Origin of the sequence: Thalassospira sp. (assembly GCF_048059015.1) — a bacterium.
Classification (GTDB): domain Bacteria; phylum Pseudomonadota; class Alphaproteobacteria; order Rhodospirillales; family Thalassospiraceae; genus Thalassospira.
Map to the genome: position 1 here is coordinate 111,154 of NZ_JBLLNT010000006.1, position 24,048 is coordinate 135,201.

The 24,048-nt window shown below is 53.8% G+C and carries 21 protein-coding genes; 8 read left to right on the plus strand and 13 right to left on the minus strand.

All coding sequences use genetic code 11. From position 1 onward, the window contains the following. The first annotated feature begins 50 nt into the window (after positions 1-50). Positions 51-1,448, plus strand: a complete 1,398-nt coding sequence (gene fumC / locus ACMZ66_RS09820; RefSeq protein WP_416936856.1) for a class II fumarate hydratase — start codon at positions 51-53, stop codon at positions 1,446-1,448. Positions 1,449-1,507: 59 nt separating this feature from the next. On the opposite strand, the gene ACMZ66_RS09825 is transcribed toward fumC, so the two are convergent. Further along, a complete protein-coding gene (locus tag ACMZ66_RS09825; protein WP_416936858.1) occupies positions 1,508-1,993 on the minus strand; it encodes a DUF2867 domain-containing protein in 486 nt (161 codons plus the stop codon). 107 nt (positions 1,994-2,100) lie between these two features. Here ACMZ66_RS09825 and ACMZ66_RS09830 point away from each other — a divergent pair, with 107 nt between their 5' ends. The 4 genes from ACMZ66_RS09830 to ACMZ66_RS09845 all read left to right on the plus strand — a co-directional run bounded on the left by ACMZ66_RS09830 (position 2,101) and on the right by ACMZ66_RS09845 (position 4,492). Then, entirely contained in the window at positions 2,101-2,574 is a 474-nt protein-coding gene (locus ACMZ66_RS09830; protein ID WP_416936860.1) for a DUF2946 family protein, read from the plus strand. A gap of 72 nt (positions 2,575-2,646) precedes the next feature. Next, entirely contained in the window at positions 2,647-3,141 is a 495-nt protein-coding gene (locus ACMZ66_RS09835; RefSeq protein WP_416936862.1) for a copper chaperone PCu(A)C, read from the plus strand. Positions 3,142-3,258: 117 nt separating this feature from the next. Then, the gene (locus ACMZ66_RS09840; protein WP_416936864.1) at positions 3,259-3,762 is read left to right on the plus strand and encodes a cupin domain-containing protein; all 504 of its coding nucleotides are present in this window, start codon (positions 3,259-3,261) and stop codon (positions 3,760-3,762) included. A gap of 82 nt (positions 3,763-3,844) precedes the next feature. Continuing rightward, positions 3,845-4,492: a LysE family translocator gene (locus tag ACMZ66_RS09845; protein ID WP_416936866.1), complete on the plus strand. Its 648-nt coding sequence runs from the start codon at positions 3,845-3,847 to the stop codon at positions 4,490-4,492. A 113-nt stretch (positions 4,493-4,605) separates the two neighbouring features. Here the strand turns inward: ACMZ66_RS09845 and ACMZ66_RS09850 are convergent, their stop codons facing one another. From ACMZ66_RS09850 to tldD, 11 genes are all read right to left on the minus strand, one after another. After that, positions 4,606-5,601: a dipeptide ABC transporter ATP-binding protein gene (locus tag ACMZ66_RS09850; protein WP_416936868.1), complete on the minus strand. Its 996-nt coding sequence runs from the start codon at positions 5,599-5,601 to the stop codon at positions 4,606-4,608. Further along, a complete protein-coding gene (dppD, locus tag ACMZ66_RS09855; protein ID WP_416936870.1) occupies positions 5,601-6,614 on the minus strand; it encodes a dipeptide ABC transporter ATP-binding protein in 1,014 nt (337 codons plus the stop codon). Before dppD ends, ACMZ66_RS09850 begins: the two co-directional genes overlap by 1 nt. Before the next feature lie 3 nt (positions 6,615-6,617). After that, a complete protein-coding gene (locus ACMZ66_RS09860; protein ID WP_416936872.1) occupies positions 6,618-7,541 on the minus strand; it encodes an ABC transporter permease subunit in 924 nt (307 codons plus the stop codon). 14 nt (positions 7,542-7,555) lie between these two features. After that, positions 7,556-8,566, minus strand: coding sequence for an ABC transporter permease subunit (locus ACMZ66_RS09865; protein ID WP_416936874.1), 1,011 nt, complete (start codon positions 8,564-8,566; stop codon positions 7,556-7,558). Positions 8,567-8,685: 119 nt separating this feature from the next. After that, complete coding sequence (locus ACMZ66_RS09870; protein ID WP_416936876.1) at positions 8,686-10,293, minus strand: ABC transporter substrate-binding protein; 1,608 nt, start codon at positions 10,291-10,293, stop codon at positions 8,686-8,688. 410 nt (positions 10,294-10,703) lie between these two features. Next, on the minus strand, positions 10,704-11,723 hold the full coding sequence (locus tag ACMZ66_RS09875) for a threonine aldolase family protein (protein ID WP_416936878.1): 1,020 nt from the start codon (positions 11,721-11,723) through the stop codon (positions 10,704-10,706). Positions 11,724-11,833: 110 nt separating this feature from the next. Beyond that, complete coding sequence (locus ACMZ66_RS09880) at positions 11,834-12,856, minus strand: threonine aldolase family protein (protein WP_416936880.1); 1,023 nt, start codon at positions 12,854-12,856, stop codon at positions 11,834-11,836. Positions 12,857-12,978: 122 nt separating this feature from the next. Next, positions 12,979-15,261, minus strand: coding sequence for a CHASE2 domain-containing protein (locus tag ACMZ66_RS09885; RefSeq protein WP_416936882.1), 2,283 nt, complete (start codon positions 15,259-15,261; stop codon positions 12,979-12,981). 36 nt (positions 15,262-15,297) lie between these two features. Then, positions 15,298-16,722: a FecR family protein gene (locus ACMZ66_RS09890; RefSeq protein ID WP_416936884.1), complete on the minus strand. Its 1,425-nt coding sequence runs from the start codon at positions 16,720-16,722 to the stop codon at positions 15,298-15,300. A 2-nt stretch (positions 16,723-16,724) separates the two neighbouring features. Next, on the minus strand, positions 16,725-18,221 hold the full coding sequence (locus ACMZ66_RS09895; protein ID WP_416936886.1) for a tetratricopeptide repeat protein: 1,497 nt from the start codon (positions 18,219-18,221) through the stop codon (positions 16,725-16,727). Between the two features lie 223 nt (positions 18,222-18,444). Continuing rightward, complete coding sequence (gene tldD / locus ACMZ66_RS09900) at positions 18,445-19,878, minus strand: metalloprotease TldD (RefSeq protein WP_416936888.1); 1,434 nt, start codon at positions 19,876-19,878, stop codon at positions 18,445-18,447. Between the two features lie 209 nt (positions 19,879-20,087). Between tldD and ACMZ66_RS09905 the strand changes: the two genes are divergently transcribed. Next, positions 20,088-21,356, plus strand: a complete 1,269-nt coding sequence (locus ACMZ66_RS09905) for a DUF3422 family protein (RefSeq protein WP_416937210.1) — start codon at positions 20,088-20,090, stop codon at positions 21,354-21,356. Between the two features lie 68 nt (positions 21,357-21,424). Here ACMZ66_RS09905 and ACMZ66_RS09910 read toward each other — a convergent pair whose 3' ends face one another. Further along, positions 21,425-22,480, minus strand: coding sequence for a COX15/CtaA family protein (locus ACMZ66_RS09910; RefSeq protein ID WP_416936890.1), 1,056 nt, complete (start codon positions 22,478-22,480; stop codon positions 21,425-21,427). A gap of 113 nt (positions 22,481-22,593) precedes the next feature. Between ACMZ66_RS09910 and ACMZ66_RS09915 the strand changes: the two genes are divergently transcribed. Together ACMZ66_RS09915 and ACMZ66_RS09920 are read left to right on the plus strand one after the other, a co-directional pair. After that, on the plus strand, positions 22,594-23,295 hold the full coding sequence (locus ACMZ66_RS09915) for a precorrin-2 dehydrogenase/sirohydrochlorin ferrochelatase family protein (RefSeq protein ID WP_416936892.1): 702 nt from the start codon (positions 22,594-22,596) through the stop codon (positions 23,293-23,295). Next, positions 23,292-24,035 carry a phosphoadenylyl-sulfate reductase gene (locus ACMZ66_RS09920; protein WP_416936894.1) on the plus strand — a complete coding sequence of 248 codons (744 nt, stop codon included), beginning with the start codon at positions 23,292-23,294 and terminating at the stop codon, positions 24,033-24,035. Before ACMZ66_RS09915 ends, ACMZ66_RS09920 begins: the two co-directional genes overlap by 4 nt. Positions 24,036-24,048: the final 13 nt, after the last annotated feature.

Here is a 24,048-nt window from a genome sequence, read left to right on the forward strand (position 1 = left end):
TGCAAACCGGGTTCCCGCCCCGGTCAGCATTGTTTCTGACACGGAGGATAATGATCGTGACCAATCCAGTGACCACCCGTACCGAACAGGACACCATGGGAAGCATCGAGGTTCCCGCAGACCGGTATTGGGGGGCGCAAACCCAGCGATCCAAACAGAATTTCCGGATTGGCGGCGAACGGATGCCAGATGCATTGATCAAGGCATTTGGTGTGCAAAAGCTTGCTGCGGCGCGCGCCAATGCAGCGCTTGGCAATCTTGACGTCGAATTGGCCGAGGCGATCGAGGCCGCTGCGCGTGAAGTTGCCGATGGCAAGCTTCTGGATCATTTTCCGTTGGTGGTCTGGCAAACCGGATCAGGTACACAGACCAACATGAATACCAACGAAGTGATCGCCAACCGCGCGTGTGAAATTCTGGGCAAGCCGATGGGCATGCGTGACCCGGTCCATCCGAACGATCACGTCAATCGCGGGCAATCCTCCAACGATAGCTTTCCGGCGGCCATGCATATCGCGGCCGTGGTCGAGATTGAAAACACTCTGAAGCCAGCACTACGTCATTTGCGAAGCGCACTTGATGCCAAGGTCGAAGCATTTGCCGATATCGTTAAAATCGGCCGCACCCATATGCAGGATGCCGTGCCGCTGACTTTGGGGCAGGAATTTTCGGGTTATGCTGCGCAGGTCGCCCTTGGGCTGGACCGGATTGAGGATGCGCTTAAGCGCCTTCGTAAGCTCGCACAGGGCGGAACGGCACTTGGTACCGGTCTGAATGCGCCAAAGGGCTTTGATGTCGAATTTGCCAAGCAGGTTTCCGAGATCACCGGGCTTGCCTTTGAAACGGCAGAAAACAAGTTCGAAGCACTTGCCGCGCATGATGCCTGCGTTGAAATGTCGGGCGTTATGAATGTTCTGGCGACGTCACTGATGAAAATCGGCAATGACATCCGTTTGCTGGGATCCGGGCCGCGTTGTGGATTGGGTGAGCTTGTCCTGCCCGCCAATGAGCCCGGATCATCGATCATGCCGGGCAAGGTCAACCCGACCCAGGCAGAGGCGCTTACCATGGTCTGCGCGCAGGTGATGGGCAACCATGTGGCCGTGACGGTTGGTGGATCAAATGGTCATCTTGATCTCAATGTATTCAAGCCGGTGATCATTTATAACCTGCTGCAATCGGTGCGCTTGATTGCCGATGCATCGGTCAGCTTTGCCGATAACTGCATCGATGGTCTTGAAGCTGATCAGGAAAAAATCGATCAGTATGTTGAGCAAAGCCTGATGCTGGTTACCGCCTTGGCGCCGCATATTGGTTATGACAATGCCGCGGCCGTCGCCAAAAAGGCGCACAAGGATCGCAGCAGCCTGAAAGAAGCCTGCGTCGCACTTGGTTTCCTTGACGGGGCCAAGTTTGATGAGCTGGTTCAGGCGCGCGACATGATCTGATCGCGATAGTGATCTGAAAATCAAGAAGGCCGGGCTGTGATCAGTCCGGCCTTTGGTTTTTATGCCGCGTAGGCAGAGTTCAGCATCGCGGGCACAATCCGGTTATGGAACGGCATTACGGCGGCCAGATAGGCCTTGCCCAATCGGTTGTTGCGCCGAACCAGCGTGATGCTGCGTACCAAGGTGCGGTCGTGATCAAGCGGTTCGGTTTCAAAAACAATCCGGAAATTCAGATGATGGTCATCAAGCCCAAGCACGACGGAATTTTCGTCCTCGGACACCAGCGGGAAGACACCGACTGTTTTGATCTCTTCATTGCCAACGGTATCAAGGTTTGTCTTAAGGCCCAGTGGTTTGACGATAATGTTGCGCAAGCCAAGAAGGAAGTCGTACCAGCCCGGCGTTGATGCCATGACATGGCGGGCGGCTTCGCGGGCGGTCAGGTTGGGCTGTTCGACGGTGATGACAAATGCATCCCCCCAATCAGCATCTGGCATGGCGGCATGGGGCAGGGCGACGGGACGCATCGAAGCACGGTGGCGCATGTCATTCGTTCCATAATATGAAATCTGCCAGATAGTTAGTCCAAAATCGCATATGCGCAATGATCAATGTCATTGCAGCATGTAATTAATTCGGGCATATCGGTGCCATGCTTTCAACCATACGCCATACCCGCCATTTTGGCGGCCTTTCGGTAGCCCGTGTCGTCCAGACATGGCTGATGGCGTTGGTTATTCTGCTCACGGGTGTGACGCAGTCTGGCGTGATCCCGGCTCTGATGTCAGGGCAGGCAACTGGCATCTCTGGTGCGCAAGCCGCAATACCCGGACCGGGCAGCAACATTCTTCTGATCTGTACACCAGATGGTATCAAACGTGTTGCTGCTGATGGCAGTGAATTGACTGACGATCTGTCGAACACTGATCACAGTGGCCAGATGGCCGGGCATGGGTTCTGTTCGCTTTGTGCGACCCATCATGGGGCGATGGTTTCGGTCGACTTACCCTATGTGGCACCGGTCGAGATTGCCCATATTGTTTCCTACGCCTCAGCCAACGGCATTGCCAGCGGCCATGATATGCCGCGTATTCGTCATTCGCGCGCACCCCCTGCATTCGTCTGATTTCCAATCCCATACAAACCAATTGATGAAATCAGGCCGCCCGATCGGTGGCCAAACGACGGATGAAACCCCATGAAAAAACTGTTTGCTGTTATTGCGACTTTGGCGTCGCTGTTTGTTGCTGGTCAGGCTTTTGCTGCTGATATCGAAATCAAGGATGCCTGGACCAAGGCATCGATTGGCAAGGTGCGCAACGGCGCGGCCTTCTTTACCGTAACCAACAACAGCATGACGGCTGATCGCATTGTGGGCGTGCGCAGTGACCTGGCCGAGAAAACCGAACTTCACACCCACATCATGGAAAACAACGTGATGAAAATGCGTGAAGTTGAAGGCGGCGTTGATGTGCCGATGCATGGCGAAGTCATGTTCAAACCGGGCAGCTACCACGTGATGATGATCGGCCTGAAGGCGCCGCTCAAACAGGGTGAAATGGTTAGCGTCACGCTTGAATTTGAAAAGGCTGGCGATGTTCCGGTCATGATCAATGTCATGGATGCGATGTCCAAAGGCCCGGCTGGCATGGATCACGGAAATATGGAGCACAATGCGCACAAGTCGCATTGATAGCTGCTCCAGCAAGTTCGATATCGGACTGATTTTTCAGGGGGAAGGTTTGCGCCTTTCCCCTTTTTTCGTCATGATAGCGCGTAATAATCGCCGATAGTTACAGGGAGCCCGAACATGTCAGAAAACATCACGATCGACGATCTGATTGAAAAACTTGGGCTGCAACCCCATCCGGAAGGTGGCTATTACGCCGAGACATTTCGCGCCTTTGAAACCTGTAATCCGGGCAACCGGTATCTGGGCGTGCGCAGCACGGGAACGGCGATTTATTATCTTCTGACACCCGATACCTTTTCGGGCATGCATATCCTGACCAGTGACGAGATTTTCCATCATTATCTGGGCGATCCGGTTGAGCAGCTTCAGTTGTTTGACGATGGCACCCATAAACGGGTCGAAATCGGCAAGGACTTGCTGGCCGGGCAAAAGCCGCAAATGGTGGTGCCAAAGAATGTCTGGCAGGGCGCGCGCCTTAAGCCGGGCGGCAAGTTTGCCCTTTTGGGCTGCACGGTTGCGCCGGGTTTTGATTTTGTCGATTTTTCGATGGGCAAGCGCGCGGCACTTACGGCGAAATGGCCCGCAGCATCCGAGATGATTGCGGCATTGACGCGCGACTGATTTTCAGGCGAAATCACCGCGTTACCAACTGGGGATTGGATGCCTGCCACGGCAACACACCCCGATACACAGGAATAGCCCCATGCAGTTCGATACCTGGCTTCTCTTTGCCGGGGCGGCAATCGCGTTGGCGATGGCACCCGGCCCCAATAACCTTCTGGCGATGTTTAATGGCGCACGTTATGGCGTATCGTCTGCGGCGGTGGGCGGTATCGGACGTATTGTGGCTTTTGCCCTGATGATTATGGTCACGGCAACCGGGCTTGGCGTTGTGCTTGCGGCCAGTGAAACAGCCTTCTTTGTCATCAAATGGGTTGGGGCGGTTTATCTGGTCTGGCTTGGCATCAAAAGCTGGTTTGCCAAGGTCAATGACACGGAAGATACCAGTGGTCAGGCCGCACTGATGGTTAATCCGGGCCCGTTTAATCTGGCCAAGACGGAATTCCTGACGGCGATCGGCAATCCCAAGGCGATCCTGATTTTTACTGCCTTCTTCCCGCAGTTTCTGGATCCGGCGGTGGCGTATGGTCCGCAGTTCTCAACGATGGGGGTTACATTCATCGTTATGGAAAGCTGCGTTTTGCTGGCTTATGGGCTGCTGGGTGGTCAGGTGAAGGGCTTTATCAAGTCCGCGCGCCACATGCGTGTGCTTAACCGGGTGTCAGGAACGTTACTTGTGGCAGCTGGTGTGTTGCTTGCTTTCACCGACCGGTCGCGCACGACGGCCTGATTTCTTCAAATAGATATCTTCAGAAATGCGCAGGGGCGCGCTGGTTAAAGCGCGCCCCCTTGCTCCCTTGTCTACCTGGATAAGCTTTAAGCTTTCCGGGTGATCGCCTGTTCTCAGGCGATTTCCTCGACCCGATGACACGCCACTTCGCGGCCTTCGAAACTGCGCAGTTCCGGGCGAACCTTTGCGCATTCCTCGGTCGCGAACGGGCAGCGTTTATGAAACGCACAGCCCGATGGCGGGTTGATCGGTGAAGGCAATTCGCCAGTGAGCGGTTCTGCCTTTACACGATGTGCCGGATCGATCTTTGGTGCCGATGCCAGAAGCGCCCGTGTATAGGGATGCAATGGCTTGGCGAAGATCTCGTCGGTCGGTCCTTTTTCGGCGACGCGACCCAGATACATCACCATGACGTCATCTGCAATATGTCTGACGACAGAAAGATCATGAGAGATGAAAACATATGCGACATTCATCTCTTCCTGAAGGTCCATCATCAGGTTGAGAACCTGAGCCTGGACCGACACATCAAGAGCAGAAACCGGTTCATCGGCGACGATGACTTTCGGTTCCAGAATAAGCGCACGCGCAATGGCGATACGCTGACGCTGACCGCCAGAGAACATATGCGGGTAGCGTTGGAAGAATTCCGGGCGCAGGCCAACCTTGGCCATGGTTTCACGCACGCGTTCTTCTCGTTCCTTGCGACCAAGATGGTCCATATTAAGCTGGACCGGCTCGGCCAGGATCTGACCAACCTTTTTACGCGGGTTGAGCGACCCATAAGGGTTCTGGAAGATCATCTGAACTGTACGACGGAACAGTTTGGCTTCCTTATCCCCCAGATTACCCACCTTGTTGCCATTGATGCGGAGTTCGCCGGCACTTGGTTTCTCAATCAGGGTCAGCTGGCGGCCAAGTGTGGATTTACCACAGCCTGACTCACCAACAACCGCAAGGGTCTTTTGTGCTTCAAGCTTAAACGACACGCCATCAAGCGCCTTGACCGTTGCACCGGGTTTGCCAAAGCCGCGATTGACTTCGTAGTGACGGACAAGGTTGTCGGATTCCAGCAGCGGAACACCGGGTTTGGTATCCAGAAAGCTCATTATACGGTCTCCCCGGTTGTCTGGCCGGTGGTCAGGCCGGTCGGTTGGCCCTGATCATTAAGCGGATAGAAGCAGCGAACATCACGGCCGTTAAAGTCCGTCACATCCGGACGGGCAGAGATGCAGCTTTCATTGGCGTAACGGCAACGCGGTGCCAGCAGGCAGCCCGTCGGGCGGTCATACTGACCCGGAACCACGCCGGGGATGGTGCGCAGGCGGTCATGGCCCTCGGAACGCTCAGGCAGGGCTTCAAGCAATGCCTGGGTATAAGGATGACGCGGTGCTGCAAAGATGCTGTCGGCCGGGCCGCTTTCAAACAGCTGACCGGCATACATGACCTGAATGCGATTGGCAGCTTCTGACACCAGTGCAAGGTCATGGGTGATCAGGATCAGGCCCATGTCACTGTCGTCCTGCAGCTTCAGCAGAAGATCAATGATCTGCGCCTGAATGGTCACGTCGAGTGCCGTGGTCGGCTCATCAGCGATCAGAAGACGCGGTTTGCAGGCAATCGCCATGGCAATGACGATACGCTGGCTCATACCGCCCGACAGCTGATGCGGATAGGCGGTCATGCGCGACTTCGGATCGGGAATACCAACCTGGTTAAGCAGTTCAAGCGTGCGTTCACGACGCTGCTTTTTGCTGCCACCTTCATGGACTTTCAACGCTTCCATGATCTGGGCTTCAACGGTGAAGCACGGATTAAGGGCTGACATCGGATCCTGGAAGATCATGGCGATGTCTTTGCCGGTGATTTCACGACGGCGCTTTGCTGGCATGGTCAAAAGATCCTGACCATCAAAGGTCAGTGAGTCTGCTGTTACACGACCGGGAAAGTCGATCAGGCCCATGACGGCCAGCGAGGAAACCGATTTACCGGAACCCGACTCACCAACGATGCCAAGGACTTCGCCGCGATCGACAGAGTAGCTTACAGAATCAACAGCGCGAAACGGCTTGTCTTCGGAGCCGAACTCGACTGTCAGGTTTTTTACTTCGAGAAGAGCCATGACTTACCGTTTCATCTTGGGATCAAGGGCATCGCGCAGACCATCACCCATCAGGTTGAAGGCAAGCACGGTGACAAGGATGCAAAGGCCGGGGAAAGTGATCACCCACCAGGCCGAACCCACGAATTCGCGAGCTTCGGACAGCATGGTGCCCCATTCCGGCAGCGGCGGCTGTGCACCAAGGCCAAGGAAGCCAAGAGCAGCAGCGTCAAGGATCGCACTCGAAATACCAAGTGTGCCCTGAACGATCAGCGGTGCCATGCAGTTCGGCAGGATATTGACGAACATCTGGCGGATATGACCTGCACCGGCAATCTGCGATGCGATGACATATTCCTTGTTCAGTTCAGAGACGACCGATGCACGGGTCAGGCGCACATAATGCGGCAGCTGAACAATCGCGATGGCCAGCATGGCGTTTTCAAGGCCCGGGCCGAGGATGGCGACAATGGCAAGCGCCATGATCAGGCTTGGCAGGGCCAGCATGATGTCCATCAGACGCATGATGCCGACTTCCACCCAGCCGCGGAAGTAACCAGCGACCATGCCAAGCACGATACCGGCAATCATGGACAGGATCACAACGAACACGCCGATCGAAACCGACAGCTGTGCGCCATGGATCAGACGCGACAGGATGTCACGGCCAACGGCATCGGTACCAAGGATGTAGCGCGGGTCGGCACCTTCCATCCAGATTGGCGGTTTAAGGAACGCGGTACGGTCCTGTGCAATCGGATCATAAGGTGCGATCCATTGTGCGGTCAGGGCCAGGAACAGAATGATCGCAATCACGATCAGACCGACATAGGCACCACGGTTCTTTTTGAAATAGTCCCAAGTCTCACGCAGCGGGCTGGGCGGTGCGCCCATCGGCTCCGATACGGTAGCTGCCGGGGCTGCGGACGGGGTATTGTTCTCGCTCATCTTTCGCAGTCCCCTTAGCGTTTATGACGGATACGGGGGTTAACAATCCCGTATAGAAGGTCGACGATCAGGTTCACGCCCATGACAAGGAAGGCAATCATCAGAATGCCGCCCTGAATGGTCGGGTAATCGCGACGGTTCATTGCTTCGATGATCCACTTGCCGATACCCGGCCAGGAGAAGATCGTCTCGGTCAGGATCGCGCCGGCCAGAAGAACGCCAACCTGAAGGCCGATAACCGTGATGACCGGGATAAGCGCATTACGCAGGGCATGGACCATGACGACACGAAGCGGTGACAGACCCTTGGCACGGGCAACGCGGATATATTCCTCGCCCAGGACTTCCAGCATGGAGGAGCGCGTCATACGCGCAATCACAGCCATTGGAATGGTGCCCAACGCAATTGTTGGCAGGATCATGTGGCGCAGTGCACTAATGAATGCGCCTTTCTCGTCGCTCAGCAATGTGTCGATCAACATGAAGCCTGTGGTCGGCTCGATGTAATACATCACCGACAAGCGCCCGGAAACCGGCGTCCAGCCAAGCGTGGTCGAGAAGAACATAATCAGAAGGAGTGCCCACCAGAAAATCGGCATCGAATAGCCGGTCAGAGAAACTGACATGGTCAGGTGGTCGATCCATTTTCCACGATTGATGGCAGCAAGAACACCAAACGGTACACCCAGAAGTACCGCGAACAGAATGCCGGTCAGGCCCAGTTCAACAGTTGCAGGGAAAAGCACCAGAAACTCGTCAAGGACGGGTTTTTTGGTCACAAACGATTTGCCCAGATCGCCTTGGAATACCCCCATGAGGTAATCGAAATACTGGACGATAATCGGTTGGTCGAAGCCGTATTGTGCCTGAAGTTCTGCGTATCTTGCCGCATCGACACCACGTTCACCAGCCAACATCAAAATCGGGTCGCCGGGAATGAGGCGGATCAGGAAAAATACCAGAAGGGTGACACCGAAGAAGGTCGGGATGATGTCCCCCAAACGGCGAAACAGGAATCCTAGCATGCCATCGGGCCTTTTTATGCATCCACGCGCGGGTAGGACACGGGTGGACGTCTCTCTCTATTACGGAATTGCAAAGAGGCCCGGAATTCCGGGCCTCTTCGACTAGGTTTTACGTCGTCTTATTCTTTGATGTCGACGCCGTAGAAGATGTGACCACCAAACGGATCAATCTTGTAATCAACAACTTCGTTGCGGATCGGTTCGAAAACGATCGAGTGTGCGATGGTTGCCCACGGTGCTTCACGTTTGAAGACCAGCTGAGCTTCTTCGTACAGACGGGTACGCTCAAGAACGTCCGAAGTGGTTTTAGCCTGCTGGATCAGCTGTTCGAATTCGTCGTTGCAGAAACGAGCGCGGTTCGAACCGCCAACACCGTCACAGCCGAGAAGAACTGCGAGGAAGTTGTCGGGATCGCCGTTATCACCGGTCCAACCGAGCATGAAGGTACCCTGTTCACCTTTCTTGGTGCGGTCAAGGTATTCGCCCCACTCGTAGGAAACGATCTCGGCCTGAACACCGATTTTCGCCCAGTCAGCCTGAACGAGTTCAGCCATACGGCGAGCGTTCGGGTTGTAAGGACGCTGAACCGGCATGGCCCAGATGTCGGTGGTGAATCCTTCCGGGTAACCAGCTTCTGCAAGCATTGCTTTTGCTGCTTCCGGATCATACGGATCATCAACGGTGTCGTTGTTGTAAGACCAGATGGTCGGCGGGATCGGGTTCTTGGCAGCAGAACCAGCGCCCTGATAAACACCTTCGATGATGGCGTCTTTGTTGATCGCCATGTTCAGTGCTTTACGCACTTTCGGATCGGTGAACGGCTCTTTCTCGGTGTTGTAACCGAGGTAACCAACGTTCAGACCTTCCTGGCTCATCAGGTTGATCGATGCATCTGCATCCATCTCGGTCAGATCAGCCGGGTTCGGGTACGGCATGACGTGGCATTCGCCGGCTTTCAGCTTCTGATAACGAACAGTGCTGTCCGGGGTAATGGCAAAGATCAGGTTGTCGATTGCCGCTTTGCCTTCCCAATATTCCGGGAATGCCTTGTAACGGATGACCGCATCTTTCTGATACTGAACCAGCTGGAACGGACCGGTGCCGACCGGGTTCAGGTCGACGTTTTCCGGAGTGCCGGCTTCCATCATTTTGTCGGCGTATTCGCCCGACAGTACAGATGCGAAGTCCATTGCCATGTTGGCGATGAACGGAGCTTCCGGACGGTTCAGAACGAATTTAACGGTGTAGTCGTCAACTTTGACGATGTCTTTGATCAGGTCCGGCATGGACATGCCGTTGAAGTACTCGTAAGAGCCGCCTGAAACACCGTGATACGGGTGGTTCTTGTCGAACTGACGCATGAACGTGAAGATCACGTCATCAGCGTTGAAATCACGGGTCGGGGTGAAGTCGTCGGTGGAATGGAACTTCACGCCTTTACGCAGGTTGAAGGTGTATTCCTGACCATCAGCCGAAACGTCCCAGCTGGTCGCAAGACCCGGAACGATGGTGGTGGTGCCACGCTTGAACTGTACCAGACGGTTGAACACCTGACGCGAGGACGCATCGAAGGTGGTACCTGCGGTGTAAAGCGACGGGTTGAAGCCTTCCGGGCTACCTTCCGAGCAATATACCAGGGTTTTTGCCGAAGCGGCGGTCGGAGCAGCAAGTGCGGTCGCTGCGAGCAGGCCTGCACCAATCGCCACTTTGACGAAATTCGCTTTCATTAAAATGCCTCCCTCAAGGCTGGTCCGTACTAATCGATGCTGCCTACCTGATCTTTTACAGGTCACGTTTGACAGCGCCTTAATTGGAACGGACGGGGTTTACCCGATCCAACAGAAAAATATGTTGGCAATCGACGAGGGAAAATAATCAGGGTTTCTACGTATCGTCAACGCTTGCTGCGTGGTTCTACGTAGTTTGATCAGTGGGCTGGAATGATGAATTTAAGTCAAGTGTTTGTTATTTTTATGAAATTTACCCCCACATTTGCGTATGGGAGATGTGCATTTTTTTCGGGGCTCGCAGGGCGGAAGGCGAATATCACGTCTTTGGGATGTGCATTTAAACGATTCATATCCCTTTGAATTTTAATGATTCGTTTGATTCGTTCCCGCCCCGCTGTGTGACTTGACTACCCCAAGGTAGTATTCATTTCGGTGATTTGCCCGATATCCGTGTTCCAGGCCGCGACAAAGCGATAGACATCTTTGCCAAGTGACGGCCATGCATGGAACATCAATCCGGCCGCACGTAGCTTGGCGGCAAGATCGGTATCGAGTTTCACAAACAACTCATTGCCATCAGCAGAATGGGCAAGCTCTGCACCACGCGCCGTCAACAGATCTGAAAGTGCCTGTGCCGCCTGATTGGCGTGACCGGCATTTTTTAGCCAGACATCATTTTTGACGTAGGCCAGAAGTTGGGTCGCAAGGTAGCGGTGCTTGGAATGCAAATGCCCACTGCGTTTGCGGGCCTGTTCAATCCGGCCTTTCAGGCTGGTATCAAACAGTACAATGGCATCAACAGCCATCGCGCCATTTTTCGTTGCCCCGAAGCTAAGCGCATCGACACCGGCCTTCCAGGTGATGTCGGCCGGATGGCAACCAAGATGGGCAACCGCATTGGCAAAGCGCGCGCCATCCATAAACAGGCGCAAGCCACGGTTTTTGCAAACCTCGCCAATCGCGGTAACTTCGGATAGGGCGTAGACGGTGCCAAGCTCGGTCGCCTGCGTGATGGCAACGCATTCCGGGGACACCGAATGTACGCCACGATCCACCTGACCGGCGATGAAAGCATCCAGTTCGGTTGCTTCAAGCTTTGCGGTAGGGCCATCCATCGGCAAAAGCTTTGCGCCGCCAGTGAAGAAAGCAACACCCGTGCTTTCATCCTCATTAATGTGCGCTTCGTGATGGCAGATCACCCCGCCATACGGTGACACCAATGCCGACAGGCTGATGCAGTTCGCAGCTGTTCCGGTCGCAACCGGGATCACGGCGACTTCCTTGTCAAACAGGTCGGAAAAAGCTGCGTCAAGTTGCTGGCTCAGGTCATCACTGCCATAGGCAGGCGCGTTGGATTTGGACTCTTGGGCAAGGGCTTCAAGAACTTCCGGGCAAAAGGGCGATACATTGTCCGAAGCAAAATTCATTATCTCACTCGCAAATAACTGGTGGCGGACGGCCCCTTTTTTGGTTTCGGGCCGTTTGGGCGGGATTGGAATTCTTATCACATGCAAAGGCCGATGATGGCAAACCCGGCTTAGCCGGATATGGCCTTGGGCAAATCAGAAATCAGATCAATCGGGCTGTTCCAGGCGCAGACAAACCGATAGGCATCTGGCCCGATGGAAGCCCATGGGCGAAACACGATACCGGCATCGCGCAGTGATCCTGCCAGATCGTCATTCATGTGAATGAAAAGCTCGTTGCCTTCGGGTGGGAAGGCGGCCTTTGCGCCAAGTGCTTCAAGGCTTTGTTGCAATGCCTTGGCAGCATTGTTGGCGTGCCGTGCGTTACGCAGCCAAAGATCATCTTTGAGATAGGCTAGAAGCTGTGCGGCCAAATAGCGATGCTTGGAAAACAGATGTCCGCCGCGCTTGCGGCTTTTTTCCGTATGACGGCGGAGTTCCGGGTCAAACAGGATGATGGCATCTACCGCCAATGCCCCATTCTTGGTCGCGCCAAAGCTTAAAACGTCGACACCAGCTTTCCAGGTGATATCGGCCGGATGACAATCAAGGGCTGCAACGGCATTGGCAAAGCGCGCACCATCCATAAACAGGCGCATCTTGTGCTTTTGACAGACCCCGCCAATTGCATGGACTTCATCGACAGAATAAAGTGTTCCAAACTCGGTCGTCTGGGTGATGGCGACACATTCCGGGTCAACCGAATGCATCCCATTGGGGCTGTGGGACGCCAGAAACTGATCAAGTGTTGCTGCTTCAAGCTTGGCAGAGGGGCCATCAATCCCCAAAAGCTTCGCCCCACCGCCGTAAAAGGCAACGCCGGTTGATTCCGTTTTATTGATATGGGCGTGGTGATGACACACCACCCCGCCAAACGGTGATACCAGCCCCGAAAGACCAATCAGGTTTGCGGCCGTTCCGGTGGCAACCGGGACAACACACACATCAGTCCCAAACAGTTCAGAAAACGCGCTATCCAGCATCTGGCTTTGACCATCCGCGCCATAGGGCAGGGCAGCCCGATCACTTTCAGCGGCAATGGCAGCAAGGATTTCTGGGCAGATCGGCGTGACATTATCAGATGAGAAATTCATTGGGGCCTCAGCATCGGGGGGATCGAAGATGGTGGCGAAGTTCGCGATCAAGACCGCAATTGGATGAGTTTTCGAACCGATTGTCCAATGTTTTGAGGTAAAACTCCCGTGCGTCCGCGCCTTTATTTATCGGTCGCAAAAAAGACGCCGTCCCAATTCGCTGGCGGTGGGATTTCTCGGAAAACCTCTATGCGGTGCAGATAAAGCTCGTAAAGTTCATACAAAGCGCCGGTGCCTAAAGAAGTCGCTCTGCACTTTGTGATTAGTCGAACAGTTTCGTCCCACTTCTTTTGGCGGTAAGCATCGATCATCGACTTGTGGAGTACCCTAAAGTCACGGAAGTCGGTTGATTGACACAGGACTTTGTCACCGAGCAATGCGTAAATGTGAACGGCTTCGCGCTTGCCTTTCACGGCAATGAGATCAAGTTCAAGAATAGCAAAGTCATTTTCAACACGCTTTGCGACTTCTTCCCCCATTACGATATCAATTCCGTAATTTTTTGACTGTCCTTCCAATCGTGCCGCCAGATTGACGGCGTCTCCGAGTACGGAATAATCAAACCGTTGATCAGAACCAATATTGCCAACAAGGCAATCGCCGCAGTTAATGCCAACGCCGATGTGCAGAGGGAGAAATGGTTCGTCTGCCATTTTGGCTTCGGTGAAACGTTCTGCATTCAGAAGATCAAGTGCAGAACGCATAGCAAGTGCACTGTGACAGGCGTGATGCGCATGGTCTTTAACATCAAGCGGTGCATTCCAGAACGCCATGATGCAGTCACCCATGTATTTGTCGATCGTACCTTTGCGCTCTAATATGCAGTCGGTCAAAGGCGTCAGAAGCCTGTTGATGAGACGGGTCAGCCCTTGCGGGTTGGATTTGAAACCCTCTGATATCACGGTAAAGTCGCGAACATCACAAAACATCAACGTCATGTCTCGTGCTTCAACACCGAGCTGTACACGTTCGGGATGTAGGCAGAGCTCATCGACGAGGGCCGGGGACAGGTAGTTCGCGAAAGCAGACCGAATGAGCCGTCGCTCACCTTCAGTTCGGATAAAGCCAATCGAACTTGTTGAGATATAAACGGCTATGAGGCTGATCACGGGATAAACCGGATCAATCAACAGTAGTTTGCTTTCATAAGCCCACCAAGAAACCATAGACGCACTGATTAAAAGAGTGGCTCCGATGGCTGCGGGCCACACAGCGCCTAACCGTGGGACTGCCAATACAAAGAACAGCCCGATCAAAAGAAGAACGAATGTCTCTGTCTCTGCAGCCCAATAGGGACGCGCCAAAAAGTGCCCAGTCAGCATCTGTTCCAGCATTTCGGCATGGATTTCAACACCGGGCAATACAGGATCAAGCGGGCTTGACCATAAGTCGAGAAGCCCCTCTGCACTAGTGCCAATCAAAACGACTGTATTGCGAAATGTGTCTGCAGGTAGCTGATCATTGATGATATCTGAGGCTGAGATGTAACGCTGTTTCTGGTGACCACTATAGTGCACCCACATGTAGCCGCTGCTATCGGTCGGAATGGTGAGCTCGCCGACCCGTATTGCTTCTATACCCTCGGACTTTGTCCATCGCGCGTCACCACTGGCTCCAGACATGCGAACATTCATCGTTCTTGGCGCATTTTGCAGGACACGCAGCATTTCCATCGACAAGGTGGGATAGATCGGCATGCCGATCGCAGGTAGTTCGTAATCAAGTGCTGCCAACAACGGAACGCGCCGAACGATCCCGTCTTTCTCCGGGGCCACATTCAGAATTGCATTGCCGCTTGCTGCCGCTTCAATCACATCAAGGTTTTTGGCCGCACCCGGAAGCACAGGAATGAAATCGGAAAGGCTGCGACCAGCCTCGCCGGATGCACTAAAATTACCGACCTGCCGTGGGGGGAGTTCAGTCTTCTTGTTGGTAAGTTGAATGGCCGTAACGATTTGCCCTGTTCCAGAAATGAACTGGGCAAGAAGCTCGTCGTGATCAGGCAGTGTTTTCGCAAGTTTCTCAATCTGGTCGGTGGCGCTGCTCCGTGGCCAGTCACCAACAACACGTGCAGGTGAAGTCCTGTCTGGTTCGGCAAACACCACATCGAACCCGACAACCTGTGCTCCTGCCGCACGTAGCTTGTATATCAAGCCCGCGAGTACAGTGCGTGGCCAAGGCCACTGGCCCATCTCTTCAAGGCTTTTTTCATCAATGTCGACAATTCGAACACCAACATCTTTGTATGTGCGTGGCGAAATTTGTTGATAGGTGTCAAACACCGTCATCCGGAATTGATCAACAAACGGGACATTTTGCCAACGCATAAAGATGCAGGTTAGCAAAATGCAGATCGGTACCACGTAGTGCAGTAAGCGTAGTGCGGTTTGTCGGGTTAAACGCATTTATTCACTTGCTTCTGGTTGCTTGCTAAACCCGACCTAATTCAAAGTTGCGCTACCGTCCGTGCCAGACGAATACGTCGTCGTGGAAAGGTTGAACTCTACGTTGTACGCGTCACTAAATGTCGCCGTTGCACTACAACCAAGTGTCGCGCAGTTCGGGTCATAAGTGAAATCGCTGCTCGCGAACTCTACATTGCCGCTCGAACTAGTATAGTCAAAGGTGGTGGGGCTATAGCTGCCATCCAATATCCCAGCCTTGCCGGTAAGACCCGAACCCGTTTGGGTTACGTTTGAAAATTGAATTGCTATGGTTCTGTTTGCGAAATCAATAGTGGAGCTAAAGCTATAATCGACATTTGAGCCATCAACACTGATTGTGCCGGTCGTAGCAGACCCTGTCGAGATTTGACGCAAGCCATCATAGGTAAAGGGATCGTCGGAACTACTCGTTGTGCTATCAACGTTTCCAACAATCTGGGTGATCTCGCTGACACTTGACGACGCATGCGTCGAACCAACTTGAGCCAATGCAACGTCGAGGCTGCCTGCCATGGTAGAGCCGGTCTGGGTATTGGCTTGTTGTGCCTGGCTTGACGAGAGCGTGGTGGTTTGCGGGCTCGTCGTTCCCGTCCCGGTCCCATTAGTATTGGAGCCATCACTGCTGCGTGCTGCTGTACGGACGAGCTTGGTAGAAAAGTCGAATGTCGAGATGTCTTCGGGGAAGCGGGTTGGTGTCGTGACAATGTTGGTGCTTACAAACACGCCAAAATTTTCACCTGTCACGTTTTGGCTGTTACCGAGATTATCGTTCACCGCAAATGCGCCGGGCCGCGACGTTGTATCATTTCGCTGAAGGCCCGGGCCCTGGTTGATTGCCATAAAGACTTGTTGGCTAGCAGCTTCGGGTGTCGATATGTCAAAGGCCCCCGGCACAATTTGATTGGCTTGTTCAGCTGATACCGAACGAATTAATCCGATTGTCCCGCGGATGCCGATTGAACCCACAGGAAGGTTGATGTCCATGCTTGACGGGTTGTTCAGCGGGATTTTACCAGTCACAAAGCGCATAACCCCACGCGCCATATCAGCAACAATGCGTCCATCACCCGTCGCTGGATCGTAGACAAACTCATCAATTGCGATGTCGCTATCAGGGCCAATCGTGAACACCGTCTCATCAAGCAATAAAATCTGCATACCCGAGTTGGGAGAGGTCGTGATGCGATCCCCAAGATACACTGGCATTCCGCTTTCAACCAGAACACCGACTTCGCCGCTTGCCTTCGCAAGCTGAACGTTGCCAGTAACAGCAGCCGAGACGCCAGCCATTTCAGTCGTGACTTCCGCAGTTGCGGGCTGGGCGAATATAATCGTCAGCGCAAAAGCAGCTGCGCCAACAACGTCGCGCATCCGGCGCATCAGTTTAACTTGCGAAGTGGTGGTCGCTACTTGGTTCTGCATCACTAGAACTCCCATCGGCGGGTAAGATAAAATTGCGCCCGCGCATTGTGATATTCGTAGTTGGGAATGTTCGATTTGGTGTTCAGATATTCCCCTGTGATGGACCAATTGATTGGTGCCAAAAGGCTATAAATCTGATCTGCCGTCTTGCTATCCCCAAACACATTCGATGGCAGTAACTGCGAAAGTGGTGCGCCATAGGTCAATCTTGTTCGTGTTGCACGATCCATGCGGTGTTGGGGCTTTGTGCCTGTTACCAAAGAGTCTGGATCACGATAACGATCAATGCCGTGGCGGATGCTTCCGCTTATGTAACTTCCCCCACCAAACAGATAAGCATGGATCAACTCAGTGCTCAAGCTGTCATAACTGTAATAGTTGCGCGCGGCTTCCTTTTTTCCCGCACTGAAGTTGATTGTCGTGCGATTGTTGGGCGTCCAGGTATAGTTTGCGCCAACCCTCGTTCCATATCGCTGGCCAGAATGAAGGCGAAGTGCCGTGGACTCACTTGTATTTTGATATCGCTCATCAGCGTAGCTGACATCACCGTTCAGATTGAAGAAGGGTCTTGGGTTCCAGTCAAGACGAAGATGCCCTGACCTGGATGTCAGATATTTCTCTTTGCTGAGCGATTGTACCGTTTGATTGGCATATGGCGTCAGGACCCAATAGCCGCCGCGGATGCGCGATCCAAGATCGACTGAGAACGATCCCAGATCAAGAGAGTCTAACTGTACCTGATCGCTGCCATAGCCTGTGACACTGGCAAACAGTTCGTGCCCTTCTTGGTAACCAAGGTCATAGCTTACGTCATAACGCAATGCGCCGATGTAGGCTGTGTCGTTCTGCGGTTTGTCAGATGTTGATGTGACCGCCGTCGGTGTGCCAGTCAGGAGTTGTATCTTGTCGTTTGGTGCGGCATTTCGGTTACTATCGATCTGGGTGCCAACAGTGAGTGTTACAGACTGTCTTAGCCTTTCACGACGACGCTCAATCGCTGAGAGATACTTGTCAATGTCTGCAGAGACCTCAGGCGAGGTGCTCATTTGGCTCAAGCGTTCGAACTGAGCACGGGCTTCATCTAGGCTGTCGAGCCGATAGAGCACGATTGCGTAATACAACCGCACCGGCGCCAAATCAGGATCAATTACCAAGATACGTTCAAGGGTTGCTGATGCTCCGCGCACTTCCCCGCGCGCCAGCTGGGCTTTGGCCCACCGGAAATTCAGGACAACATCATCTGGGTTTGCGAGGATGTCTGCGTAGGTGATGTCTCCGCCATCATCAGTACGCAGCAGCAAGTTTGCACGTGCAGTGACGTCTGTTAGCCGGTCAAAATCTTCTGAAAACTGGCGGGCTTCGTCCGTCCGGACATCCACGCTTTGTTGCGCGAAGGCGCTGGGAGCACCCATCACCAGTGCCGCCAACAGGGCAGTTGCTGCCTTGTTGTGCCGCCATCTGCTCGGTTTCAAGCTTATCCCCCAAATGTCGCAGATCATGGCGGTCTTTAGAAACTGGGTTTCAATAGCTGCTCTTTGTCAAAGCGGCGCAGCAGTCCATAATCTGATTGAATCCTATATCAACAGATTATGGACTATCGAGATGCGATGTAAGCCATGCAGTGGGTGGGTAAATAGCCGCAATGACGGATAGGTTTCGTATACTTGAGAATAGATTATCTATTTGAAAATAGTATCGTTTCTATCCCAAAGTTGTATTGTTCTAAACCGCAGTTCCACCAACAGTCAGCCCGTCAATGCGAAGAGTTGGTTGCCCGACGCCAACCGGCACACCCTGACCATCCTTGCCACAAGTGCCAATGCCGTTATCAAGCGCCATGTCATTGCCGATCATGGAAACCTTGGTCAGGCTATCGGGGCCATTGCCGATCAGGGTTGCGCCCTTGACCGGTGCGCCAAGTTTGCCGTTTTCGATCAGGTAAGCTTCTGATGCGGAGAACACGAACTTGCCCGACGTAATGTCGACCTGACCACCGCCAAAGTTGACTGCGTAGATGCCCTTTTTGACCGAAGCCAGCACTTCTTCCGGCTCCTTGTCACCGCCCAGCATATAGGTGTTGGTCATGCGTGGCATCGGGGCATGGGCATAGGATTGACGACGGCCATTGCCGGTCGATTTCACACCGGTCAGACGCGCGTTCAACCGGTCCTGCATAAAGCCCTTCAGGATGCCGTCTTCGATCAGGACGGTTTGCTGTGTCGGCGTGCCTTCGTCATCGATTGAAAGCGACCCGCGGCGATCATTGATCGTGCCATCGTCAACAACCGTGACACCCGGGGATGCAATGCGCTGACCCAAAAGACCGGCAAAGGCCGAGGTGCCTTTGCGGTTAAAGTCGCCCTCAAGCCCGTGACCGATGGCTTCGTGGAGCAAAATGCCCGGCCAACCCGGACCAAGCACCACGGTCATTTCACCAGCTGGTGCCGCAACGGAATCAAGGTTCACAATTGCCTGACGCAGGGATTCATCTACCGCCTTCTTCCAGGTTTTCTCGTCAAAGAAACCGTCATAGCCGATGCGGCCACCTTCACCGTGTGAACCTGTTTCCATGCGATCGCCCTGTTTAACGACGACCGAGACGTTGAAGCGCACCAACGGGCGGATATCGCCAATACGCTGACCACCCGAACGCCAGATTTGAACAGCCTGCCAGTTGCCGGAAATGGATGCGGAAACCTGCACCACGCGCGGATCGCGCGACCGGGCATAAGCATCAATCTGTGCAAGCAAATCGACTTTTGCTTCAAAGGTGGCTTCACCCAGCGGGTTCACATCAGAATAAAGAGAGATGTTGGTGCCAATCGATCCGAGATCGACCTTGCCCGAACGGCCTGATCCAACCGCCTTAACGGTTTCAGCAGCACGCGCGACCGCGTCATTGGAAAGTTCGTTGGAATGCGAAAAGGCGGTTGCTTCATCGGCAACAGCACGCAGGCCAAAGCCCTGAGCAGTATCAAAGTTTGCGCTGCGCAGGCGACCATCATCCCAGACAAGGCTTTCGGACTGGCGGTATTCAAGGAAAAGTTCACCGTCTTCTGCCGCGCCAAGCGCATCATTGACCTGCGTTTCAAGCCGATCGCGATCAAGATCACCCTTGGCGAAAAACAGATTATCGGTGGTGCGAAGATCGGTCATGGAACCTCCTTGAGGGCCGGAAAACTCCGGCCAGAGAAAATGATTTTCCCCGAAAACTTAAAGCAGTTGTGACAGTATTTTCCCTTACGTTTTAAGGGCTTTCTGTCACATTGAACTTTCGTCTATACAGGTACTGTCAGGGTCCGGTCAAAAACCTTCCCTGAGCGTTTTATATAGACCGCAATGGCCAATTATGAAAGCCCGTGGCAATGTTTGTTGAACATCCCCAGCGTGTTGCCCTTCATAACGAAATTCATGCCCGCCCGTTTGGCGGTGTTACCAGCCCGACGCGATGTTCCTGCATCGCCTTTCACGCCGGTGAAGAGCTTGATGATGATGTTCGCGAACATTTCGTCGCCTTCTGCAAACGCTTTAGCCTGACACCCCCTGCACCCGATCAGAAATATTTTGAGGCCGCCTGTGATGGTTTCTCGGTGATTTGGGAGCGCCATGCAGAATTCACGGTCTATGTGTTCAAACGCATGGAGCCGTTTGATAACCCGTTCGAGGATCCGGTGATCAATCTTGTGCCACAGGATTGGCTTTCCGAAACGCCGGGTCAGTTGATGGTTGGCCTTCATATCGTGGTTGAGAAAACGGATCGGACCGAGGATGAAATATCGCGTCTGTTTGATCATAACGGTCTGACGGGCAGCCGAGTTCTGGGCGGTACGGCACAGGTCTGGACCGATTTTCGTCTGCATGGGGATGGTTTTGGCCGCATGCTGGTCAAGGATCAGGGGATGGAGCAGCTTCAAGCTGGCCGTCTGGTGCAGCGTCTCAAGGAAATCGAAGTTTACCGGATGATGGCACTTCTGGCATTTCCGATGGCCCATTGCGCAACGCCAAAGGTGTCCGAGATCGATACGCGTCTGTCGGAAATCACCGCCGAAATGGCAAGCAAGACGCAAACCAATGACGAAGAAACCCTGTCCAAATTAACCGATCTGGCCGCCCAGACCGAAGAAATGGCAGCGTCGCTTAATTACCGGTTCAGTGCCGCGCGCGCCTATTACCGAATTGTTCAGGCCCGCCTGACCGAACTTCGCGAAGAACGTGTCGAAGGCGTTCAAACAATCACGGAGTTCATGGAACGCCGTTTGGCCCCGGCCATGCGGACCTGTCAGAATATCGGTGACCGGTTGGAGGTTTTGTCCAAACGTGTTGCGCGTGCCAATAACCTTCTGCGCACCCGGGTTGATATCCTGCTTGAGGCGCAAAACCGAGATTTGCTTGCCAGTATGGATCGCCGCGTGAAGTTGCAGCTTCGCTTGCAACAAACCGTTGAAGGCCTGTCTGTGGCGGCGATTACGTATTATGCCGTCGGGCTTCTGGGCTACCTGTTTAAGGCGGTGAAGGATGCAGGCGTTCCGATCAATGATCGGGTGGCGACCGGTGTGGCTGTGCCAGTGGTTCTGGCGCTGATCTGGATTGCGACCCATCGGGTCAAAAAGGCCCTGCATAAGGCCGATAATTGATCGGGCGTTTCGGGCAGAAAAAAGGGCAGCGTACGGCTGCCCTTTATCGTTTTAGGCTTTTATCAGCGTTAATTCACGCGGCGCAGTTTGTAGGCGGCGTAGGTCGCTGTCCCAACCAGCACCACAGCACCGGCCTGATGGGCAACACCAAGCGGCAGCCAAATAACGCTCAGAAGGGTTGAGATCCCCAACGCCACCTGAAGGCAGGCCGCAGCCAAAACCAGATGGGTAGCCATGCGCTGCCCCGCACTCAAATCCCATTTGCCAGCCCGCCACCAGAAAAAGATCACGGCAGCAAAGGTAATCTTTGCCAGCCAGCGATGATCCCACTGCACGGTCATATGGTCTTCGAACGGGGCAAGCCAGGTCGGATCAAATACAAACAGGCCATCAGGGATCAGCTGCCCATCCATCAAGGGGAAGGTGTTAAAGGCATAGCCTGCATCAAGCCCGGCGACGAAGCCGCCAGAAAGGGCGGTAAAGACGATCAGGCAAAGCAATTGCCAACTGCGCTTGGATGCGTTGGTGCCAACGGTCCGCGGTGAAAGCTGCTGCAGACCAACCCAAAGCAGGGCGATGAAGATCACGAGTGCCAGGCCAAAATGCGCCGTCAGGCGGTATTGGCTGACATCCGGGCGATCGACCAGGCCGCTCATCACCATGTACCAGCCCATCAGTCCCTGCAGGCCGCCGAGAATGAACAGACCCCAAAGCTTCCACTTGGTCGCGCCATCAATCGACTTCTTGGCAAGGAACCAGACGAATGGGATAAAGAACACAATCCCGATCAGACGCCCCCAAAGACGGTGGATGAATTCAAGCCAGAAGATGGATTTGAAATCCTCGACCGACATCCAGGCATTGACCTTCTGGAATTCGGGATACTGGCTGTATTTCTGATAAAGTTCCATCCAGTGGGCATCTGTCATTGGCGGAATGATCCCGGTAAAGGGACGCCATTCGACGATTGAAAGACCCGACTCTGTCAGGCGGGTAAGACCGCCGATCACCACCATAATGAAAACAAGTGCGGCACAAGAAAACAGCCACATGGCGACATTCTTGTTGGCTTGCGGTTGGCTGGTGAGTTGTTCTGACAGGGTGGCGTGGGCACTGCTGGACATCGGGACGCTCTCTGGTCGTTGTCTTTTGGGGCACGCGGTGTGCTGAAATTTGGCCCAATATAGGGCGATTTTCGAAAAATTGCAGGAAAAGCTTTACGCGCAAACGTGCCAGCGTGGATCACCTCACACTGAAATATAAAACACATAATATTGTGTGGTATAAATATAAAACACATAAAAAATGTATTGAATGTTTTGATTTCCACACTCATAGTCATGGACAACAGAGAGAAACCCGCATTAAAGGATCGACGATGTTTCCCATCAATCTGGACCTGACGCGACTTTCGGTCGCATTGGTCGGGAACGGTCAGGCAACCCTGAACCGTTTGCGCCAGTTTGACGGTGATGGGGCAAGATACGTCACCGTTTATTCAGAACACCCGATACCAGAACTGGTTGATCAGGCCGGTGATCGGCTGCACCGCTATTTGCCGAATTCGGCCGATGTCAATGCGGCATCAATCATGTTCATTGTCGACCTTGGCGAAGAAAAGGCTGCTGAACTGGCCGCCATTGCCAAGGCGGTTGGCACAATCGCCAATGTCGAAGACGTAAAGGAATACTGTGATTTTTTTTCGCCAGCGCGGGTTCTGCGCGGTGACCTGATGATTACGGTATCGACCAACGGCCACAGCCCCCGACTGGCCGGACGTATTCGACGTGCCATTGAAAATTGGCTGGTACCGACCTGGGACAAGCGCCTGCGCGAATTGTCCGATGAGAGAGAAAAATGGAAAGCAGCCGGCGCTGACATGCAGACCCTGCTGCAAAAGACCGACGAGTACATCGATCGGCGGAGATGGTTGCCATGAATGTTATGCGTGAAGAAGACATTCTGACCGGTGGGTCAATGTCTGTCGAAGAAGCGACCGATCGTGCGGCGCGCTTGCTGGACCAGTATGGCCATTTGCAGGGTGTATCGCTGATCGAACCGATGGTGCATGAAGAGTTTAATGGTCGCGTGACCATGACCTCATCCTTCGGGACCGAGGCCGCAGCGCTTTTAGCGCTGGTCGCGGAAGTTGATCCGAACTTGCCGGTGATTTTCCTTGATACCCGCAAGCTGTTTGGTGAAACCCACAAATACCGCGAACAGCTCGTGGATCAGCTGGGTCTGACCAATATCAGGATCATGCGCCCGGACGAGGAAAAGCTTAAGGCCGAAGACCCGAACGGCATGTTGTTTGCGTCCGACACTGCAAAATGCTGCTACCTGCGTAAGGTGGAGCCGCTTCAGCGTGCGCTTGAGGGCTATGACGCCTGGTTGACCGGTCGTAAACGCTTCCACGGTGGTGAACGTGATGCGTTGCCCGTCATTGAACCGGCAGGTACGCGGATCAAGATCAACCCGTTGGCAGGTTATCAGCGTCAGGACATCGAAGACATCTTTGAACACCGTGCATTGCCGCGCCATCCGCTGCAGGCGGAAGGGTTCCTGTCAATTGGCTGCATGCCGTGCACTGACCGCGTTGATCCGAACTCAACCGATGTCCGTGCGGGCCGCTGGGCCGGTCAGGACAAGACCGAGTGCGGCATTCACTACATTATCTAAACGTATCCGCTTT

What these genes read in the sequence shown, in the direction of transcription:
- ACMZ66_RS09920 (WP_416936894.1), top strand. Translation starts at nt 23,292, where the DNA reads ATGAATGTTATGCGTGAAGAAGACATTCTGACCGGTGGGTCAATGTCT.
- dppD (WP_416936870.1), bottom strand. Translation starts at nt 6,614, where the DNA reads ATGGCTCTTCTCGAAGTAAAAAACCTGACAGTCGAGTTCGGCTCCGAA.
- ACMZ66_RS09835 (WP_416936862.1), top strand. Translation starts at nt 2,647, where the DNA reads ATGAAAAAACTGTTTGCTGTTATTGCGACTTTGGCGTCGCTGTTTGTT.
- ACMZ66_RS09845 (WP_416936866.1), top strand. Translation starts at nt 3,845, where the DNA reads ATGCAGTTCGATACCTGGCTTCTCTTTGCCGGGGCGGCAATCGCGTTG.
- ACMZ66_RS09895 (WP_416936886.1), bottom strand. Translation starts at nt 18,221, where the DNA reads ATGATCTGCGACATTTGGGGGATAAGCTTGAAACCGAGCAGATGGCGG.
- ACMZ66_RS09905 (WP_416937210.1), top strand. Translation starts at nt 20,088, where the DNA reads ATGTTTGTTGAACATCCCCAGCGTGTTGCCCTTCATAACGAAATTCAT.
- ACMZ66_RS09825 (WP_416936858.1), bottom strand. Translation starts at nt 1,993, where the DNA reads ATGCGCCACCGTGCTTCGATGCGTCCCGTCGCCCTGCCCCATGCCGCC.
- ACMZ66_RS09860 (WP_416936872.1), bottom strand. Translation starts at nt 7,541, where the DNA reads ATGAGCGAGAACAATACCCCGTCCGCAGCCCCGGCAGCTACCGTATCG.
- ACMZ66_RS09830 (WP_416936860.1), top strand. Translation starts at nt 2,101, where the DNA reads ATGCTTTCAACCATACGCCATACCCGCCATTTTGGCGGCCTTTCGGTA.
- fumC (WP_416936856.1), top strand. Translation starts at nt 51, where the DNA reads ATGATCGTGACCAATCCAGTGACCACCCGTACCGAACAGGACACCATG.
- tldD (WP_416936888.1), bottom strand. Translation starts at nt 19,878, where the DNA reads ATGACCGATCTTCGCACCACCGATAATCTGTTTTTCGCCAAGGGTGAT.
- ACMZ66_RS09885 (WP_416936882.1), bottom strand. Translation starts at nt 15,261, where the DNA reads ATGCGTTTAACCCGACAAACCGCACTACGCTTACTGCACTACGTGGTA.
- ACMZ66_RS09870 (WP_416936876.1), bottom strand. Translation starts at nt 10,293, where the DNA reads ATGAAAGCGAATTTCGTCAAAGTGGCGATTGGTGCAGGCCTGCTCGCA.
- ACMZ66_RS09850 (WP_416936868.1), bottom strand. Translation starts at nt 5,601, where the DNA reads ATGAGCTTTCTGGATACCAAACCCGGTGTTCCGCTGCTGGAATCCGAC.
- ACMZ66_RS09880 (WP_416936880.1), bottom strand. Translation starts at nt 12,856, where the DNA reads ATGAATTTCTCATCTGATAATGTCACGCCGATCTGCCCAGAAATCCTT.
- ACMZ66_RS09910 (WP_416936890.1), bottom strand. Translation starts at nt 22,480, where the DNA reads ATGTCCAGCAGTGCCCACGCCACCCTGTCAGAACAACTCACCAGCCAA.
- ACMZ66_RS09890 (WP_416936884.1), bottom strand. Translation starts at nt 16,722, where the DNA reads ATGCAGAACCAAGTAGCGACCACCACTTCGCAAGTTAAACTGATGCGC.
- ACMZ66_RS09875 (WP_416936878.1), bottom strand. Translation starts at nt 11,723, where the DNA reads ATGAATTTTGCTTCGGACAATGTATCGCCCTTTTGCCCGGAAGTTCTT.
- ACMZ66_RS09840 (WP_416936864.1), top strand. Translation starts at nt 3,259, where the DNA reads ATGTCAGAAAACATCACGATCGACGATCTGATTGAAAAACTTGGGCTG.
- ACMZ66_RS09865 (WP_416936874.1), bottom strand. Translation starts at nt 8,566, where the DNA reads ATGCTAGGATTCCTGTTTCGCCGTTTGGGGGACATCATCCCGACCTTC.